Genomic DNA, 16,591 nt, shown 5'->3' on the forward strand with positions numbered 1-16,591 from the left:
TGGTGAGGACGGGTGCCTCATCGTCGCGCACCGGACCGGCCGGTCGGCAACCGGTTTCGCTACAGGCCGAGGCCGCGCCCGATGATCTCCTTCATGATCTCGGTGGTGCCGCCGTAGATGGTCTGCACCCGGCTGTCCAGCCAGGCCCTCGCCACCGGGTGCTCCAGCATGAAGCCGTAGCCGCCGTGCAGCTGCACGCACCGGTCGGCGACCTTGTTCTGCAGCTCGGTGGTCCACCACTTCGCCTTGGCCGCGTCGGTCACCGAGAGCCGGCCCGCGTCGTACTCGGTGACACAGTGGTTCACGAACGTCCGGGCGATGGTGACCTCGGTGTCCAGCTCCGCCAGGAGGAACCGGTTGTGCTGGAACCTCCCGATCGGCCGGCCGAACGCCTCCCGGGACCGGGCGTGCTCCAGCGTGAGCGCGAGCAGCTTCTCGCAGGCCGCCACCGCGCCGACCGCGATGCTCAGCCGCTCCCGAGGCAGGTTCGCCATCAGGTGGTAGAAGCCCTGGTTCTCGGCGCCGATCAGGTTCTCCGCCGGCACCCGGCAGTCGTCGAAGAACAACTCGGCGGTGTCGTTGGCCTTGAGGCCGACCTTGGCCAGCCGGCGCCCCCGGTCGAAACCCGGGGTGCCGCGCTCCACCACCACCAGGCTCACCCCGTGCGCGCCCTGCTCCGGCGCGGTCTTGACCACCACCACCACGAGGTCGGCCAGCTCGCCGTTGGTGATGAACGTCTTCTGGCCGTTGAGGACGAGTGTGTCGCCGTCGCGGACCGCGGAGGTGCGGATGCCGGCCAGGTCGCTGCCCGCGCCCGGCTCGCTCATCGCGATGGCGGTGACCAGGTCGCCCGAGCAGAAGCCCGGCAGCCAGCGCTTGCGCTGCTCGTCGGTGGTCAGCTCGGTCAGGTACGGCGCCACCACGTCGTTGTGCAGCCCGAACCCGAGACCGGTGCAGCCGCTCGCGACGATCTCCTCGTCGAGGACCGCGTTGAACCGGAAGTCGCGCTGGCCGCCACCGCCGTACGCCGGGTCGACGTCGGGACCCAGCAACCCCGCCGCGCCGGCGGCCCGCCACACCTCGCGGTCGACGATGCCATCGGCCTCCCACCGCTCGTGGTGCGGCACGGCCTCCCGGGCGAGGAACCGGCGGCACAGGTCCCGGAACTCCTCGTGCACGGGCTCGTACAGATGCTGCTCCATGGCGGCCAGTCTGGCACCGCTCACCCGGTCAGCACAGCCGCCCGCAACCGGCGCTCGCGGCGGGCGGTGCGGACGGCGACGGCAAGCACCACGACCAGGACCACGCCGAACCCGATCGCGCTGGCCGTCCAGCCGACGGCGACGGCGAGCGCGGCCAGCGCGCCGAGGAAGAGCGTGCCCACTGCCGCTCCCCCCAGCGCGCCCCGGCGTACCGCCGCCAGGTCGTCGGTGACCGCCGCGCGGCCGGCCTCGTCGGCGGGCGGCTCGCCGCTGCGTAGCGCGACCTCGGTCACCCGCCAGCCGGCCGCCCGCTCCTGCTCGGCGGCCGTGCGTCGCTTCCGCCCCATCCGGACGCCCAGGTTCATCGCGAAGGGGAAGACGCCCCAGACCACCCCGCCCAGGCCGGCCCGGACGACCGCGACCAGCGCGGATCCGTCGCGCTCGTCCCAGAGCCGCAGCGGCAGCCAGAGGAGCGCAGCGATGATCATGAAGATCACGTACGGCCCGGGTTGGCCGAGCCGTACCAGGGGCGCGAGACGGTCGTTGGCGGCCATGCCGGGGGCCGTACCCCGAGGCGCGGGCCGGCAATCCGGTGTGGACGGTGGCCGGCCGGGCCGCGGCACGTCAGGATGGCCGGATGGGCACGCTGACCGGAGCACAGATCGCCGACGCCGGGCTGGACGGGTGGACCTTCCTGCTCGGCGCGTTGCACACCCGTATCCGTACCCCGGATTTCGCCGCCGGCCTGGCGCTGGTGGCCGCGGTCGGCGCGGAGGCCGAGCGGGTCGACCACCATCCCGACCTGGACCTGCGCTACACGCACGTCGACGTGCGGCTCCGGTCGCACGACTCGGGCGGCGTGACCGGGCGCGACCTGCGGCTGGCCCGGACCGTCACCGCGCTCGCCGCCGAGGCCGGGCTGACGCTCTCCCATGCCGGCCTGACCCGGCTGGAGTTCGGGCTGGACAGCCCGGAGCACGCCGCGGTGGCACCGTTCTGGCATGCGGTCCTGGCCTGGGAGCGACCGACCGGTCCGGGCTCCGCCGACGACGAGGTGCGCGACCCGGCCGGCACGCTGCCGACGATCTGGTTCCAGGGCTCCGGGCGCGACGAGCCCCGGCAGCGGTGGCACCCGGACGTGTGGGTCGACCCGGCCGAGGTCGCGTCGCGGATGGAGGCGGCGCTGGCGGCCGGCGGCACGCTGGTCAGCGATGCCGAGGCACCCAACTTCTGGGTGCTCGCCGACCCGGACGGCAACCGGGTCTGCCTCTGCACCTGGCAGGGCCGCTCCTGATTCAGCGCAGCGCGCCGGCGGCCACGGTGAGGTCGGCGACCAGGCCCTCGTACGCGACGTCCTGGTTGTCCGCGCGCAGCACGGCGGACGGGTGGATGGTGGCGAGCAGCCGGGTGTCCGGCGCGTCGGCGACCGCGCCGGCGCGGTCCACCGGCACCCGCGCGAAGTCCTCCGGGTGCTGCGCGGCGGCCGGCCAGGGCAGCAGCTCGCCACGCTGCTTCGTCACCCGGAAGGTCGGGCCGAGCAGCGCCTTGGCGGCGGTGGCGCCGAGCACCACCACGACCTCCGGGCGCAGCCGGGCGAACTCGGCGACCAGCCAGGGCCGGCAGGCGGTGACGTGCACCCGGTCCGGGGTCTGGTGGATGCGCCGCTTGCCGCGCAGCTCGAAGCGGAAGTGCTTGACCGCGTTGGTCAGGTAGATGTGGCGCGGGTCGAGGCCGGCGTCGTCCACCGCCCTGCGCAGCAGCCGCCCGGCCGGGCCGACGAACGGCAGCCCCTGCTGGTCCTCCACGTCGCCCGGCTGCTCGCCGACGAAGACCACCCGGGCGCGTTCGTCGCCCCGGCCGAAGACGGTCTGCGACGCGTCCCGGTAGAGCTCGCAGCCCCGGCAGCCGGCCGCCGCGGCGCGCAGCTCGTCGATGGTGTCCGCCGCCGGCGGGATGAACTCCTGCGCCCCAGGCGCGCTCCCGGTGTCGACCATGCCGACCGTTCTACCCCGTCCGCCGCCCGCCACGCCGCATCTGCGGGCGTGTTGAGAAGGGGCCCCGCCTCTACCGGAGGCGTTAATAGGGGGCCCCGCCTTGCACCGGGTGCAGCGCGCGGGCGAGGGCGGCGGCCAGCGGGGGCAGGTCGGGCTCGTCGAGAGGGCTGACGGTGATCCGGACGGCCGGGGCGGCGGCGATCCGGTAGAGGCCGCCGGGCGCCACCGACCAGCCGGCGTCGCGCAGCGCGGTGACCGCGACCGTCTCGTCGGGCACCGGCACCCACACGTTGATCCCGGTGCGCCCGTGCGCGGCCAGCCCGTGCGCGGCGAGCGCCGCGACCAGCCCGTCGCGCCGCCGGTCGTAGCCGTCCGCCGCGCGCCGCACCAGCTCGGCGGTGGCCGGGTCGCGCCAGAGCGACAGGACCAGGCGTTGCAGCACTGTGGAGACCCAGCCGGCGCCGACCCGGGCCCGGCCGGCCACCCGGGCCACGGTGGCCTCGTCGCCGGCCAGCACGGCGAGCCGCAGGTCGGGCCCGTAGGGCTTGCTGACCGACCGGACGAAGGCCCACGCCGGGGTCGCCCCGGCGAGCGGGTGCAGGGGTACGCGGGCCAGTTCGGCGGCGTGGTCGTCCTCGATCAGCAGCAGGTCGGCCCGGCCGGCGAGCAGCGTCCGCAGCGCGGCGGCCCGCTCGGCGGAGACGGCCGCGCCGGTCGGGTTCTGGGCCCGGCTGGTGACCACCAGCGCGCGGACCCCGGCGGCCAGCGCGGCCCGCACCCCGGCCACGCTCGGGCCCTCGTCGTCCACCGGCACCCCGACGGTACGCAGGCCGAGCGCGGCGACCAGGTCGAGCAGGTTGGCCCAGCCCGGGTCCTCCACCGCGACCGCGTCGCCGGGGCGCAGGTGCGCGGCGAGCAGCCGCTCGATGCCGTCGAGCGCGCCGCCGGTGACGGTCAGCTCGGCGGCCGGCACACCGTCGGCGGCGAACCGGTCCCGGGCGGCGTCGGCCAGCTCGGGCAGGACGGCGGCGTCCGCGTACCCGGTCGGGGTCCCGACCTCGGCGGCGAGCGCGGCCAGGTGCGGCCCGAGCGGGGGCAGCAGCCGGCGGTCGGGGTGCCCGTCGGAGAGATCCCGGGTGCCGGGTCGCGGCGGCGGCGCGAGCGCGGCGCGGCGGCCGGCGACCGGCGGGCGGGGCCGGACCCGGGTGCCGTGCCGGCCGGCGGTGGCGACCAGGCCCCGGTGCCGCAGCTCCTGGTAGGCCTTCGCGACGGTGGCCGGGCTGACGCCGAGCTGGCCGGCGAGCGCGCGGACCGCCGGCAGGGCGTCGCCGGGGGCGAGGGCGCCGGTGCGGATGCCGGATTCCACGCTCGCCGAAATGGCCGCCGACGTGGACCCGGTGAGCTGATAATGTGCTGCCACAGTTTAGCGATTGTACTAGAACAAAGGCGGGATGTCGCATGTACCCTCCGACCGGCCGCACCACCGCCACCCGCACCCGGGACCGGATGCACTACGACCGCGCCACCGCCCACGCGCTGCTCGACGAGGCCTACCACTGCGCGCTGGCGTTCGTCGTGGACGGTGAGCCGCGGGTGTTGCCGACCCTGCACGTGCGCGTCGACGACACGCTCTACCTGCACGGCTCCACCGGCAGCCGGCCACTGCTCGCCGCCCGGGGCGACACCGGGCTGCCGGTCTGCGTCTCGGTCACCCACCTCGACGGGTTGGTCTACGCGCGCTCCCAGTTCCACCACAGCGCCAACTACCGCTCGGTGGTCGCGCACGGCACCGCCCGGCTGGTGGGCGACGCCGACGAGAAGGCCCGGGTGCTGACCGCGCTGGTGGAGAAGGTGGCCGCCGGCCGGTCCGCGGAGAGCCGGCCGCCGAACCGGCGCGAGCTGGCCGAGACCGCCGTGTTGGCGCTGCCGCTGCGCGAGGTCTCGGTACGGGTCCGCACCGGCGGGGTCAACGACGAGCCGGTCGACGAGAGCCTGCCGTACTGGGCCGGGGTGCTGCCGCTGCGACTCACGCCGGGGCGACCCGAACCGGCCGAGGGCGTGACCGCGCCGGTGCCGGCGTACCTGCGGCCGGCCCGGTCGGCGTGGCTGGAGCCGGTGGTGCTGCGCGGCGCGCACGTGGTGCTGGAGCCGCTCGACCTCTCCCACGCCGAGGACCTGCACGCCGCGCTCGACGACGAGGAGGTCTGGCGGTACGTCGGCAGCCCGCGCCCCACGAGCGTGGACGGCATGGCCGACCTGATCCGCGCCGCCCTCGACGCCGGTCAGCGGGGCGTCCGGACGGCGTGGGTGCAGCGCTGCGCGGTCACCGGGGTGGTGGTGGGCACCACCTCCTTCCACGAGCCCGACGCCGACCTGAGGGCGGCGGAGATCGGCTCCACCCAGCTCGGCCGGGCGTGGTGGCGCACCGGGATCAACACCGAGGCCAAGCTGCTGCTGCTCGCCCGCGCCTTCGAGGAACTCGAGGCGGTGCGGGTCACCTGGCAGACCAGCACGCTCAACGAGCGGTCGCAGCGAGCCATCGAGCGGCTCGGCGCGGTGCGGGAGGGGACGCTGCGGTCCAACCGGCGACGTGCCGACGGCACCTGGCGGCAGTCCGCGCTCTACTCGATGCTCGCCGAGGAGTGGCCGAACGCACAGGCCAGGCTGCGGGAACGGCTTCGCCCGGCGGCCCCCGTCGGGTGATGATGTCCGGCGTGCTGGGGATCACCGACATCGGGACGTACGTGCTGGGCACCGTGGCGATCGTGCTGCTGCCCGGGCCGAACTCGCTCTTCGTGCTCGCCACCGCCGCCCGGCGCGGGGTGGCCACCGGCTACCGGGCCGCCGCCGGGGTGTTCGTCGGCGACGCGGTGCTGATGGCGCTCTCCGCCGCCGGGGTGGCGTCGCTGCTCCGGGCGTACCCGCCGCTGTTCCTCGTGATCAAGTACGCCGGCGCGGCGTACCTCGGGTGGTTGGGGTTGGCGATGCTGCGCGGCGCGTGGCGGCGCTGGCGCGACCGCGACGACCCGGCCACGCCGCGCCTGATCGACGAGGTCGAGCCGGCGGCGGAGCGCGACCCGTTCCGGCGGGCGCTGACGGTCAGCCTGCTCAACCCGAAGGCGATCCTGTTCTTCGTCTCGTTCTTCATCCAGTTCGTCGACCCCGGGTACGCGTGGCCGGCGCTGTCGTTCCTGCTGCTCGGGCTGATCGCGCAGGTGGCCAGCGCGCTCTACCTGACCGCGCTGATCTTCACCGGGACGTTCCTGGCCGCCCAGTTCCAGCGCCGCCGGCGGCTCGCCGCCACCGGGACCACCGCGATCGCGATGCTGTTCCTCGGCTTCAGCCTCAAGCTCGCCGCCGGCTGAGGTGTAAGGCGGGGCCCCCTGTTAACGCCTGTGGTAGAGCAGGGGCCCCCTTTTAACACGCCGTCGGGCCGGGAGCGCGGCGTTCAGGTGCCGTCGCCGCCGCCACCACCGCCGCCGACGCCCGCGCCGCCGGCCGTGCCGCTGAGGCCGTAGCCGGGCGCGACGGGCTGGTCGGGGTGGCGGCTCACGTGCGCCGACTCCCGGATCGTGGCGGACCAGTCGGCGTGCGCGGCGGCCGCCGCGTGCCGGTCGATGGTCTGCCGCAACCAGCCGTCCACCGTGGACACCCAGTCGCGCCGGTCCGCCCCGGCGTGCCAGACCCGGAACCGGCTGATGCTCTGGTGGGTCACCCCGGCCAGCGAGAGCCGCCGGTCCAGCCAGAACAGCACCTCCATGCCGGCCGAGTCGGTCAGCATGATTACTTCCAGCTCGGTCATCGGCCCGGCGTAGAGCGGGGCGGCCCAGAAGCCGAGCCGCTGCTGGAACGGCAGCGTCTGCGTCACCCCGGGCAGCCGGCCCTGCTGGAGCCCCGCCTGGCGCATCACGAAACCGAGCGTGTCCAGCGCGGCGAGCAGGTGCTGCTGGGTGGGCAGCGGGTGGATCAGGACCGGCACCATCTCGCCCTGGTCCTCGTCCGGGTCGACGGAGACCTCGGTTCGCAGCCCGGTGCGCAGGGTCATCAGCGGCACCCCGCCGAAGACCGTCACCGGCGCCTCCCAGGGCAGCGGTACGGCGAAGTCGACCGCCCGCCGCCGCCCGCCCGGCACCACGAACCGGCCCGCGATCGGCCACTGGTGGTACTGCACCAGCCGGCGCGGCGCCCCCGGGTCCTCCGGCTCCACCTGCGTGACCAGCCCGAGGCGGATGTGCCGGACCAGGACGTCCTCGCCGTCGGCGTGCAGCGTCACCCGCCCCGGCAGGCGCAGGCCCGGGCGGGTGCTCGGGTTGGGCAGCGTGGTGCTCACCGAGAGCCCGGTCCAGGCCGACCCTCTCGACACCCCGGTCAACCGCATGCCGGCGGCATTCCCGCTGCCCAGCCGGCCATGCCGGGGCGGCCGGGCAATGCCACCGGCTCCGGGCGATCCCGGCCCACCGGACGTGCCGGCCCACCGCCGGTACGGCGAGGTGGCGGTGTCCCGGTCGCCCGGACACCGCCACCTCGGCGTACTGGTGTCGATCGGAGGGTGGTCAGCGCAGGCGGCGGCCCCGCGGCACCGGGTCGGTCTCGTCGTCGAACTCGCCGATGACCTCCTCCAGCAGGTCCTCCAGCGCGACGAAGCCGATCGGCCGGGTCGGCCCGCCGCCGTTGCGCACCAGCGCGAGCTGCGCCTGCCGGCCGCGCATGGCGGCCACCGCCTCGGTCACCGACGCCTCGGCGGGCAGCGTGAACGCGTTCGTCATCAGCTCGCCGGCGGTCGCCGGCCGACCGGTGGTGACCGCGCGCACCGCCTCGCGTACGTGCACCAGGCCGCACACCTCGCCGCCGGTGTCGACCACGGCGAGGCGGGATCGGCCGCTGTCGCGCGACACGTGCTCGATCCGTTCGGCGGTGTCGTCCCGGCGCACCGTGACGATCTTGTCGAACGGCTCCATCACCTGCGCCACCGTGGTGCCCTGCAACTCCAGCATGCTGGTCAGCAACTGGTGCTGCTCGGCGCCGAGCAGCCCGTGCTCCCGGGACTGCTCCAGCAGGATGCGCAGCTCGTCCGGGCCGTGCACCTGGGCCAGCTGGTCCTGCTGCTGCACCCCGACCAGCCGCAGCATCGCGTTGGCCAGCCCGTTGAGCAGCGACAGCACCGGCCGGGCGATCCGGGCGAACGCCCGGAACGGCAGCGCCAGCAGCATCGCCGAACGCTCCGCGTCGGTGATCGCCCAGGACTTCGGCGCCATCTCGCCGACCACCAGGTGCAGGAACGTCACCAGGCCCAGTGCGAACACCAGCGCGACCACGTGGCTGGCCGCGTCGGGCAGGCCGACCGCGTGCAGCAGCGGACTGAGCAGGTGCTCGATGGCCGGCTCGGCCAGCGCGCCCAGCCCCAGCGTGCACAGCGTGATGCCGAGCTGCGCGCCGGCCAGCATCAGGCTCAGCTCGCGGACGCCGTCCAGCGCCGCGCGGGCGGCCCGGCCGCCGCCGGCCGCCGACTGCTCCAGCCGGTAACGCTTGGCGGCGACCAGCGCGAACTCGGCCGCCACGAAGAACCCGTTGAGCGCCAGCAGCACCACGGAGAAGAGAAGCGCGAAACCGGGGCTCATGCGGCACCCTCCCCGGACACGCCGGCGGTCGTGCGCAGCCGGACGGAGTCGGCCACGTGCCGGTCCACCGCCAGCACCTCGACCAGCACCCGTGGGCCGGTGGACGGCTCGTCGCCGTCACCGGCCGGCGCGATCTCCAGCCGGTCGCCGACCTCGGGCACCCGGCCCAGCTCCCGCATCACCAGGCCGGAGAGCGTGTCGTACTCGGGCGCCTCGGGCAGCTCGATGCCGGTGCTGTCGGCGACCTCGTCGATCCGCCAGCGGGCCGGCACCACCCAGGAGCCGTCCTCCTGCCGGGCCGGCGCCCGCTCCGGCGGGTCGTCCTCGTCGCGGATCGGCCCGACCAGTTCCTCGGCGAGGTCCTCCAGCGTGATCACGCCGGCGAACCCGCCGTACTCGTCGACCACGCAGGCCAACTGCCGGTGCCCGGACCGCAGCCGGTCCAGCACCGTCGGCAGCGGCAGCGTCTCCGGCACCAGCAACGGGGGTACGGCGACCGCGTCGATCCGGGTCCGCGCCCGCTCGGCCGGCGGCACCCCCAGCACGTCGGCGATGCCGACCACGCCGATCAGGTCGTCCACGCCCTCGGCCCCGCGCACCGGAAACCGGGAGTGGCCGGTGTCGAGCATCTCGACGACCCGGCTGACCGGCTCGTCGGCGCGGACGGTGTGCACGTCCACCCGGGGCACCATGGCCTCGCCCGCGGTGAGCCCCCGGAAGTCGAGCCCCCGGTCGAGCAGGTCGGACATCTCCGCGTCGAGGTGGCCCTCCTCGCGGGACTCGGCGATGATCTGCTCCAGGTCGGCCGGGGTGGCACCGCTGGGCAGCTCCTCGATCGGCTCGATGCCGACCCGGCGGAGCAGGCGTACGGCGGCCCGGTCGAAGAGGGTGATCAGCGGACCGGCGATCCGCAGGTAGATCAGGGTGGACCGGGACAGTGCCCGGGCGAGCGGCACGGCCCGGGCGATGGCGAGGTTCTTCGGGGCCAGCTCGCCCAGGACCATCTGCACCACGGTGGCGATGACCAGGGCCAGCGCCACCGACAGCGGCAGCGCCACCGCGCTCGACAGCCCGGCGAGGCCGAGCAGGTCGGCCAGCCCGGCGCCCAGGTACGGCTCGGCGACGTAACCGACGAGCAGGGCGGTCACGGTGATGCCGAGCTGGGCGCCGGAGAGCATGAAGGAGAGCCGCCCGGTCACCTCCAGGGCGCGGGCGGCGGCGCGGTCGCCACCGTCGGCGAGTTGCTTGAGCTTGCCGCGGTCCACGGCGACGTAACCGAACTCCTGCGCCACGAAGTAACCGGTGGCGGCGGTGAGCACGGTGATGAGAAGGAAACCGACGAGGATCAGCACGGGAGGTTCAGGGCTCCCGGGGTCGTCGGGGAGGGAAGATGCCGGGTACGACCCGGCCGGCTACTGCTGCCCTCCGGGGCAGGAGAGTCGATCATGCGGCCATTTTATCGGTGCCCGCTGGACGCCCGCTGAAGGTGCCGGGAACCCTCCCCCACGTCCCGTTTCACCGACCGGCCAACTCGTCGACGTCGAGCAGCGACCGGTCGATCCGCCCGGACCGGTAGGCGGCCCGCCCGATCATCTGCGCGGCGACCGGCGCGGTGGAGAGCTGGAAGATCGCCACCAGCGCCAGCATGCCCAGGTCCGAGCCGGTACGCAGGCGCAACGCCAGCCCGACCAGGAGCAGCAGCACGCCGAGCACCTGCGGTTTGGTGGCGGCGTGCATCCGGTCCAGCGTGTCCGGGAAGCGCACCAGCCCGATGCCGGCGACCAGGCTCAGCAGCGCCCCCGCCAGCAGCAGGAGTCCCCCGGCCCAGTCCGCCACCGCGCTCATGCTGAGCCACCTTCCGTTCGCGACTGCGGGGCTCGCAACCCCGGCTCACTCCTCGCGCTCACGCTGAGCCACCTTCCGTTCGCGACTGCGGGGCTCGCAACCCCGGCTCACTCCTCGCGCTCACGATTCGGCCCGGACGGCGAAGCGGACCAGCGAGACCGAACCGACGAAGCCGAGCAGCGAGAGCACCACAAGTACCGGCAACGTGGTGGCGTGCCGGTTCACCGCCGCCTCCGCCCCCACCGCGCCGAGCATGGCCGCCAGCAGCAGGTCGGCGCCGACGACCCGGTCGAGCAGGGACGGGCCGCGGTAGATCCGGACCAGGGCGAGCAGCGCGGTGGCCGAGAACAACACGGTCAGCGCGACGGCGAGCAGGACGGTCACGGGTGGTTCCTCCGTTCGACGGGTTCGAGGTCGAGCTGGCGTACCTCGGTGGGAGAGCCGACGGCGCGGACGATGCGCCGTTCGACGGCGAGCACGCGGTCGCGGCTGCCGGCCAGGTCCTCGGGGCCGCGCACGTCGAGCACGTGCACGTAGAGCACGCCCCGCGTCCGGTCGATGTCGAGGATCAGGGTGCCCGGCACCAGCGAGATCACCTCGGCGGTGAGCGCCAGGTTCAGGTCGGTGCGGACCCGCAGCGGCACCGCGATGATCGCGCCGCGCGGCCGGTAGCCCGGACGTAACGCCACGGCGGCGACGTGCACGCTGGCGCTGACCAGCTCCCCGGCGAACGTGCCGGCGAGCACCAGCAGCGGCCCCGGTCGCAGCCGGCCGCCGAAGGTGACCGGCGGGAGCGGGAAGAAGAACAGCACCGCCGCGCCGACCACCAGGCCGGTGAGCAGGTTGGCCCAGGACACGTCGCCCCAGAGCAGCAGCCAGGCGGCGACCAGCCAGCCGAGCGCCACCGCCTGGTCGCGCCGCCGCCCGCCCCGGCCCACCGCGGGCGGGTCGGCGGCCGGCTCGTCGGCGGCCGCCCGGCCCGGGTCGCCGGTCACGGCACGTCCCGGGGCAGGACCGCCCGGACGTACGGGGTGCGCTGGCGCAGGTCGGTGGCGGCGTCCGCGGTGACCTGGAACAGCGGGCCCGCCACCAGGGTGAGCAGCACGCCGAGCGCCACCAGGGCGGCGGTGGCGCCGACCATCAGGCCGGGCAGCCGGGCGACCGGGGTGGTGGTGGCCACCTGCGGCCTCCGCCAGAACGCGATGTTCCACACCCGGGACGCGACGTAGAGGGTGAGCAGGCTGGTCACCGTGCCCGCGCCGACCAGCACGGCGGGCAGCGCCCCGCCGGCCGCCACCCCGGCCTGGAGCAGGCCGAGCTTGCCGAGGAAACCGGAGAACGGCGGAATGCCGGCCAGGTTCATCGCCGGCACGAAGAAGAGCACGGCGACCACCGGGGTGACCCGGGCGAGCCCGCCGAGCCGGCGCAGGTCGGTGCTGCCGGCCCGCTCCTCGACCAGGCCGGCGACCAGGAAGAGCGTGGTCTGGACGGTGATGTGGTGCACCACGTAGAAGATCGACCCGGACAGGCCGGCGACGCTGCTCAGCGCCACCCCGAAGATCATGTAGCCGATGTGGCTGACCAGCGTGAAGGAGAAGAGCCGCTTCATGTCCGACTGGGCGACCGCGCCGAGGATGCCCACCACCATGGTCAGGCCGGCCACCACCATCAGCAGGCCGGAAACCCGGCCGCCGGGGAAGAGCAGCGTCTCGGTCCGGATGATCGCGTACACGCCGACCTTGGTGAGCAGGCCGGCGAAGACCGCGGTGACCGGCGCGGGCGCGGTCGGATAGCTGTCCGGCAACCAGGCCGACACCGGGAAGACCGCCGCCTTGATGCCGAACGCGAGCAGCAGCATGAGCTGCAGGGTCAGGCGTACGCCGGACGGCACCGCGTCCAGCCGGCCGGCGAGCTGCGCCATGTTCAGCGTGCCGGTGGCCGCGTAGACCAGCCCCACGGCGGACAGGAAGAGCAGCGACGACAGGATGCTGACCACCACGTACGTCGAGCCGGTGCGCAGCCGGGCCTCGGTGCCGCCCAGCGTGATCAGCACGAAGCTCGCGGCCAGCAGGATCTCGAAGCCGACGAAGAGGTTGAACAGGTCACCGGCGAGGAACGCGTTCGTCACGCCGGCGGTCAGCACCAGGTAGGTGGGGTGGTAGATGCTCACCGGCGCGGTCTCGCCGGTCTCCGCCCGGCCCTGGCCGATCGAGTAGAGCAGCACGCAGAGCGTGACCGCCGAGGAGACCACCACCATCAGCGCCGCCAGCTGGTCGGCCACCAGCACGATGCCGACCGGCGCCGGCCAGCCGCCCACCCGCACCACCACCGGCCCGTGCCGGTACGCCTGCACCAGCAGCACCACCGCGACCAGCAGGACACTGCCCAGGCAGAGCACGCTTATCGAACGCTGCAACCGGGGCCGCCCGGTCAGGATCAGGGTCAGCGCCGCGCCGAGCAGCGGCACCACCACCGGCAGCGGCACCAGCCCACTCATGATTCCTCGTCCCGGCGCAGTCGACGGCGGGCCGGCTCCGGGTCGACCTGCTCCGGGTCGTCGCCCGCGCCCTCCCCGCCCAGGTCCGCGGCGGCCACCTCGTCGCGCACGGCCAGCCGGACGATCTGCCGGTCCTCCAGGTCGTCCGGCACCTCGTCGTCGCCGCTGGTGAACCAGGCCCGGTAGGCGACCGCGAGCAGGAACGCCGTCAGCCCGAACGTGATCACCACGGCGGTCAGCACCATGGCCTGCGTCAGCGCGTCGCTCATCCCGCCGGGCGACGCCGTACCGACCAACGGGGCGGCACCGGACCGCCCGCCGAGCAGGATGAGCAGGTTGACCCCGTTGCCGAGCAGGATGATGCCGAGCAGGATCCGGGTCAGGCTGCGTTCCAGCAGCAGCGTGACGCCGGTGGCGACGAGCACCCCGACCGCCAGCACCAGCACCAGCGTCGGCCCGGCCGCCCCCCGCGTCATGAGGGCGGACCCTGACGCTGCACGGTCAGGCCGCGGCCCGGCTCGCCGGCGGCCTCGACGTGCCGGTCCACCTCGGCACCGAGGCTGCGCAGGATGTCCAGCACCAGCCCGACCACCACCAGGTACACGCCGACGTCGAAGAAGAGCGAGGTGACCACGTAGAAGTGGCCGAGCAGGGGCAGCCACAGGTCCACCTTGACGCTCTGCAGCACCTCGCCGGTGAGCAGCAGGCCGAGCACGCCGCTGCCGACCGACACGGCCAGGCCCGCGCCGAGCACCACGCCCGCGCCGACCGGCGCCGCCTCGGCCAGCTCGTACCGGCCGCCGGCCAGATAGCGCAGGGTCAGCGCGAGGCCGGCGACCAGCCCACCGGAGAAACCCCCGCCCGGCGCGTTGTGCCCGGAGAAGAGCAGGAACAGCGAGAAGAGCAGCACGGTGTGGAAGATCAGCCGGGTGACCACCTCGAAGACGATCGAGCGCCGCCGCTCGCCCAGCGTCTGCCCACCGAGCAGCCAGACCGTCCGCCCCGAGCGCGGCATCGCCGGGCGGGGGCGGCGCGGGCGCGGACCGGTGCGGGAGCGCTCGAAGATCAGGCTGGCCACCCCGGTCGCGGTCACCACGAGCACCGAGATCTCGCCCATCGTGTCCCAGGCACGGATGTCGACCAGGGTCACGTTGACCACGTTGCGGCCGTACCCCTCGGCAACCGCGAGGTCGGGGAAGGCCGCGGAGATCGACGGCGCCCGCCGGGCGCCGGCCGCCGCCAGCGCCAGACCGGCCATCACCAGCCCGGCGGCGACCCCGACGCCCCGACGCACCCACCGGCTGCGGCGCAACGGCCGGGCCGAGAAGCGTTCCGGCAGCCGCCGCAGCACCAGCACGAAGACGGCGATGGTGGCGGTCTCCACCAGGAACTGGGTGAGCGCCAGGTCCGGCGCGCCGTAGAGGACGAACATCATCGCCGTGCCGTAGCCGGTGACGCCCACCAGCAGCATCGCGGTGAGCCGGCGGCGGGCGGAGACCGCGAGCACCGCGGCCACCGCGATCACCACGCAGACCACCAGCTGGGTCGGGTTGTCCCAGGGCGCCAGGTCGACCCGCCACGGCGCGGTGGCCAGCATCGCCCCGCCCGGCACCAGCACCAGGGCCAGCAGGACGGTGCCCAGATACTGCGGCAGCGAACCGCGCTGGGTGACGCTGGTGACCTCGATGGCGAGCCGGTCGAAGCGGTGGGTCACCCACTCGTACCCCTGGTTGCCGGAGATCGGCGAGCGCAGCCGGGCCAGCGCCGGGGCGAGCGGGCCGCGGACCAGGTGCAGCGCCGCGCCGCCGGCCAGCACCAGGGCGGAGAGGCCGAGCGCCGTGGTCGGCCCGTGCCAGAGCGCCAGGTGCTCGTCGACCGGACCGAACAGCTCCGCGTACGGCTCGAGCAGGCCGCTCAGCCAGCCGGCGGCCGGCCCGGCGGCGAACCCGGCCACGGCGAGCAGAGCCGGGGGTACGAGCATCGCGGCGGGTGGCCGGGTCACCTCGGTGTCCGCGACGCCGGGCCGGGTGCCGAACGCGCCCCACAGGAAACGGATGCTGTAGGCCACGGTCAGCGCACTGCCGGCGACCAGCACCGCCAGCACCCACGGGTGGTCGGTGAACGCGGCGAGCACCGCCTCCTTGGCCACGAACCCGAGCAGCGGCGGCACCCCGGCCATCGACGCCGCCGCCAGCGTGGCGACGACGGCGAGCACCGGCGCGCCCCGACCCACCCCGGACAGGTCCCGCAGGTCCCGGCTGCCCGCCTCGTGGTCGAGGATGCCGACGACGAGGAAGAGCGCGGACTTGAACAGCGCGTGCGCGGCCAGCATGGCGACGCCGGCCAGGGCCGCGTGCGGGGTGCCCGCGCCGAGCACCACGGCGAGCAGGCCGAGCTGGCTGACCGTCCCGTACGCCAGCAGCAGCTTCAGGTCGCACTGCCGCAGCGCCGCCCAGCCGCCGGCGACCAGGGTGACCAGCCCGGCGACCACGGTGACCGGCCGCCACGGCCCGGCGGGGGCGAGCGCCGGCCCGAGCAGCCCGATCAGGAAGACGCCGGCCTTCACCATCGCGGCGGCGTGCAGGTAGGCGCTGACCGGCGTCGGTGCCGCCATCGCCACCGGCAGCCAGGCGTTGAACGGGAACACCGCGGACTTCGCCAACGCGCCGGCCAGGACGAGCAGCACCGCGACGGTCAGCCGGCCGCCGTCGGGCAGCGGTGCGGCGACCACCGCCGACCAGCGGTAACTGCCGGCGTGCTGACCGAGCAGCAGGAACCCGACCAGCATGGCCAGCCCGCCCAGCGTGGTGACGGTGAGCGCCTGGGCGGCCGCCCACCGGCTGGCCCGCCGCTCGGTGCTGTGCCCGATCAGCAGGTAGGAGAAGACCGTGGTCAGCTCCCAGAAGACGTAGAGCAGCAGCAGGTCGTCGGAGACGACCAGGCCGAGCATCGCGCCGGCGAAGGCCACCAGCACGGCGGCGAACCGACCCAGCCCGACCGAGCCGGGCCGGAAGTAGCGGGCCGAGTAGACCAGCACGAGCGCGCCGACGCCGCCGACCAGCAGCATCATCAGCCAGGACAGCGTGCCGACCCGCAGGGCCACGTCGAACCGGAGCTGCGGGATCCAGGGGTACGTCTCGACGACCGCCCCGCCGTGGCGTACCGCGCCGGTGTGGGCCACCGCCCAGCCGACCGCGGCGGCCGGGACGAGCGCGAGGAGCAGGCAGGCGCGCGGCCCCCACCTGCGGACCAGCAGCGGGGCGACCAGTGCCGCCACCAGGTGCAGGATCAGCAGGACGAGCACACGCACTCCCGGTCGAGGTGACAGCGCGGCGGCGCACGCTGGGGGCACGACCGATCACACGCCACTTCCCACCCGGGCGCGCCGTTTTCTCCGAAACCCGCCCAAACGCCGCACCGCCCGGGCGCGCTCGG

Annotated in this window: 16 protein-coding genes; 3 read left to right on the forward strand and 13 right to left on the reverse strand. The window is 74.7% G+C overall.

Annotated elements, in window-relative coordinates; all coding sequences use genetic code 11:
• Window positions 1–59: 59 nt before the first annotated feature.
• Both O7598_RS21825 and O7598_RS21830 read right to left on the reverse strand, forming a co-directional pair.
• Window positions 60–1,202, reverse strand: a complete 1,143-nt coding sequence (locus tag O7598_RS21825; RefSeq protein ID WP_269693163.1) for an acyl-CoA dehydrogenase family protein — start codon at window positions 1,200–1,202, stop codon at window positions 60–62.
• 20 nt (window positions 1,203–1,222) lie between these two features.
• Window positions 1,223–1,756, reverse strand: coding sequence for a hypothetical protein (locus O7598_RS21830; protein ID WP_269693164.1), 534 nt, complete (start codon window positions 1,754–1,756; stop codon window positions 1,223–1,225).
• An 83-nt stretch (window positions 1,757–1,839) separates the two neighbouring features.
• Between O7598_RS21830 and O7598_RS21835 the strand changes: the two genes are divergently transcribed.
• Window positions 1,840–2,496 (forward strand): 4a-hydroxytetrahydrobiopterin dehydratase, encoded by a 657-nt coding sequence (locus tag O7598_RS21835; protein ID WP_269693165.1) that lies wholly within the window; start codon window positions 1,840–1,842, stop codon window positions 2,494–2,496.
• A 1-nt stretch (window position 2,497) separates the two neighbouring features.
• On the opposite strand, the gene O7598_RS21840 is transcribed toward O7598_RS21835, so the two are convergent.
• Together O7598_RS21840 and O7598_RS21845 are read right to left on the reverse strand one after the other, a co-directional pair.
• Entirely contained in the window at window positions 2,498–3,196 is a 699-nt protein-coding gene (locus tag O7598_RS21840) for a UdgX family uracil-DNA binding protein (protein ID WP_269693166.1), read from the reverse strand.
• An 82-nt stretch (window positions 3,197–3,278) separates the two neighbouring features.
• On the reverse strand, window positions 3,279–4,616 hold the full coding sequence (locus tag O7598_RS21845; RefSeq protein WP_269693167.1) for an aminotransferase class I/II-fold pyridoxal phosphate-dependent enzyme: 1,338 nt from the start codon (window positions 4,614–4,616) through the stop codon (window positions 3,279–3,281).
• A gap of 38 nt (window positions 4,617–4,654) precedes the next feature.
• Between O7598_RS21845 and O7598_RS21850 the strand changes: the two genes are divergently transcribed.
• Window positions 4,655–5,899, forward strand: a complete 1,245-nt coding sequence (locus tag O7598_RS21850) for a bifunctional pyridoxamine 5'-phosphate oxidase family protein/GNAT family N-acetyltransferase (RefSeq protein WP_269693168.1) — start codon at window positions 4,655–4,657, stop codon at window positions 5,897–5,899.
• Window positions 5,899–6,561, forward strand: a complete 663-nt coding sequence (leuE, locus tag O7598_RS21855; RefSeq protein ID WP_269693169.1) for a leucine efflux protein LeuE — start codon at window positions 5,899–5,901, stop codon at window positions 6,559–6,561. The genes O7598_RS21850 and leuE overlap by 1 nt, the downstream gene beginning before the upstream one ends.
• An 83-nt stretch (window positions 6,562–6,644) precedes the next feature.
• Here leuE and O7598_RS21860 read toward each other — a convergent pair whose 3' ends face one another.
• The 9 genes from O7598_RS21860 to O7598_RS21900 form a co-directional block, all read right to left on the reverse strand.
• On the reverse strand, window positions 6,645–7,574 hold the full coding sequence (locus tag O7598_RS21860; RefSeq protein WP_269693170.1) for a sporulation protein: 930 nt from the start codon (window positions 7,572–7,574) through the stop codon (window positions 6,645–6,647).
• Between the two features lie 175 nt (window positions 7,575–7,749).
• Window positions 7,750–8,814, reverse strand: coding sequence for a hemolysin family protein (locus tag O7598_RS21865; protein WP_269693171.1), 1,065 nt, complete (start codon window positions 8,812–8,814; stop codon window positions 7,750–7,752).
• Window positions 8,811–10,166 (reverse strand): hemolysin family protein, encoded by a 1,356-nt coding sequence (locus O7598_RS21870; RefSeq protein WP_269693172.1) that lies wholly within the window; start codon window positions 10,164–10,166, stop codon window positions 8,811–8,813. The genes O7598_RS21865 and O7598_RS21870 overlap by 4 nt, the downstream gene beginning before the upstream one ends.
• A gap of 163 nt (window positions 10,167–10,329) precedes the next feature.
• Window positions 10,330–10,659, reverse strand: a complete 330-nt coding sequence (gene mnhG, locus O7598_RS21875; RefSeq protein ID WP_269693173.1) for a monovalent cation/H(+) antiporter subunit G — start codon at window positions 10,657–10,659, stop codon at window positions 10,330–10,332.
• 120 nt (window positions 10,660–10,779) lie between these two features.
• Window positions 10,780–11,043 carry a monovalent cation/H+ antiporter complex subunit F gene (locus tag O7598_RS21880; RefSeq protein ID WP_269693174.1) on the reverse strand — a complete coding sequence of 88 codons (264 nt, stop codon included), beginning with the start codon at window positions 11,041–11,043 and terminating at the stop codon, window positions 10,780–10,782.
• Window positions 11,040–11,654, reverse strand: a complete 615-nt coding sequence (locus tag O7598_RS21885; protein WP_269693175.1) for a Na+/H+ antiporter subunit E — start codon at window positions 11,652–11,654, stop codon at window positions 11,040–11,042. Before O7598_RS21885 ends, O7598_RS21880 begins: the two co-directional genes overlap by 4 nt.
• Window positions 11,651–13,156 (reverse strand): Na+/H+ antiporter subunit D, encoded by a 1,506-nt coding sequence (locus tag O7598_RS21890; protein ID WP_269693176.1) that lies wholly within the window; start codon window positions 13,154–13,156, stop codon window positions 11,651–11,653. Before O7598_RS21890 ends, O7598_RS21885 begins: the two co-directional genes overlap by 4 nt.
• On the reverse strand, window positions 13,153–13,632 hold the full coding sequence (locus O7598_RS21895; protein ID WP_269693177.1) for a Na(+)/H(+) antiporter subunit C: 480 nt from the start codon (window positions 13,630–13,632) through the stop codon (window positions 13,153–13,155). Before O7598_RS21895 ends, O7598_RS21890 begins: the two co-directional genes overlap by 4 nt.
• Window positions 13,629–16,460, reverse strand: coding sequence for a Na+/H+ antiporter subunit A (locus O7598_RS21900; RefSeq protein ID WP_269693178.1), 2,832 nt, complete (start codon window positions 16,458–16,460; stop codon window positions 13,629–13,631). The genes O7598_RS21895 and O7598_RS21900 overlap by 4 nt, the downstream gene beginning before the upstream one ends.
• Window positions 16,461–16,591: the final 131 nt, after the last annotated feature.

The sequence above is a fragment of the Micromonospora sp. WMMC241 genome (assembly GCF_027460165.1).
Classification (GTDB): Bacteria; Actinomycetota; Actinomycetes; order Mycobacteriales; family Micromonosporaceae; genus Micromonospora; species Micromonospora humi.

Bases quoted from the DNA above. Each gene is read 5' to 3' on its own strand.
- O7598_RS21850 (WP_269693168.1), top strand. From the start codon at position 4,655: ATGTACCCTCCGACCGGCCGCACCACCGCCACCCGCACCCGGGACCGG.
- mnhG (WP_269693173.1), bottom strand. From the start codon at position 10,659: ATGAGCGCGGTGGCGGACTGGGCCGGGGGACTCCTGCTGCTGGCGGGG.
- O7598_RS21830 (WP_269693164.1), bottom strand. From the start codon at position 1,756: ATGGCCGCCAACGACCGTCTCGCGCCCCTGGTACGGCTCGGCCAACCC.
- leuE (WP_269693169.1), top strand. From the start codon at position 5,899: ATGATGTCCGGCGTGCTGGGGATCACCGACATCGGGACGTACGTGCTG.
- O7598_RS21840 (WP_269693166.1), bottom strand. From the start codon at position 3,196: ATGGTCGACACCGGGAGCGCGCCTGGGGCGCAGGAGTTCATCCCGCCG.
- O7598_RS21895 (WP_269693177.1), bottom strand. From the start codon at position 13,632: ATGACGCGGGGGGCGGCCGGGCCGACGCTGGTGCTGGTGCTGGCGGTC.
- O7598_RS21865 (WP_269693171.1), bottom strand. From the start codon at position 8,814: ATGAGCCCCGGTTTCGCGCTTCTCTTCTCCGTGGTGCTGCTGGCGCTC.
- O7598_RS21835 (WP_269693165.1), top strand. From the start codon at position 1,840: ATGGGCACGCTGACCGGAGCACAGATCGCCGACGCCGGGCTGGACGGG.
- O7598_RS21890 (WP_269693176.1), bottom strand. From the start codon at position 13,156: ATGAGTGGGCTGGTGCCGCTGCCGGTGGTGGTGCCGCTGCTCGGCGCG.
- O7598_RS21825 (WP_269693163.1), bottom strand. From the start codon at position 1,202: ATGGAGCAGCATCTGTACGAGCCCGTGCACGAGGAGTTCCGGGACCTG.
- O7598_RS21860 (WP_269693170.1), bottom strand. From the start codon at position 7,574: ATGCGGTTGACCGGGGTGTCGAGAGGGTCGGCCTGGACCGGGCTCTCG.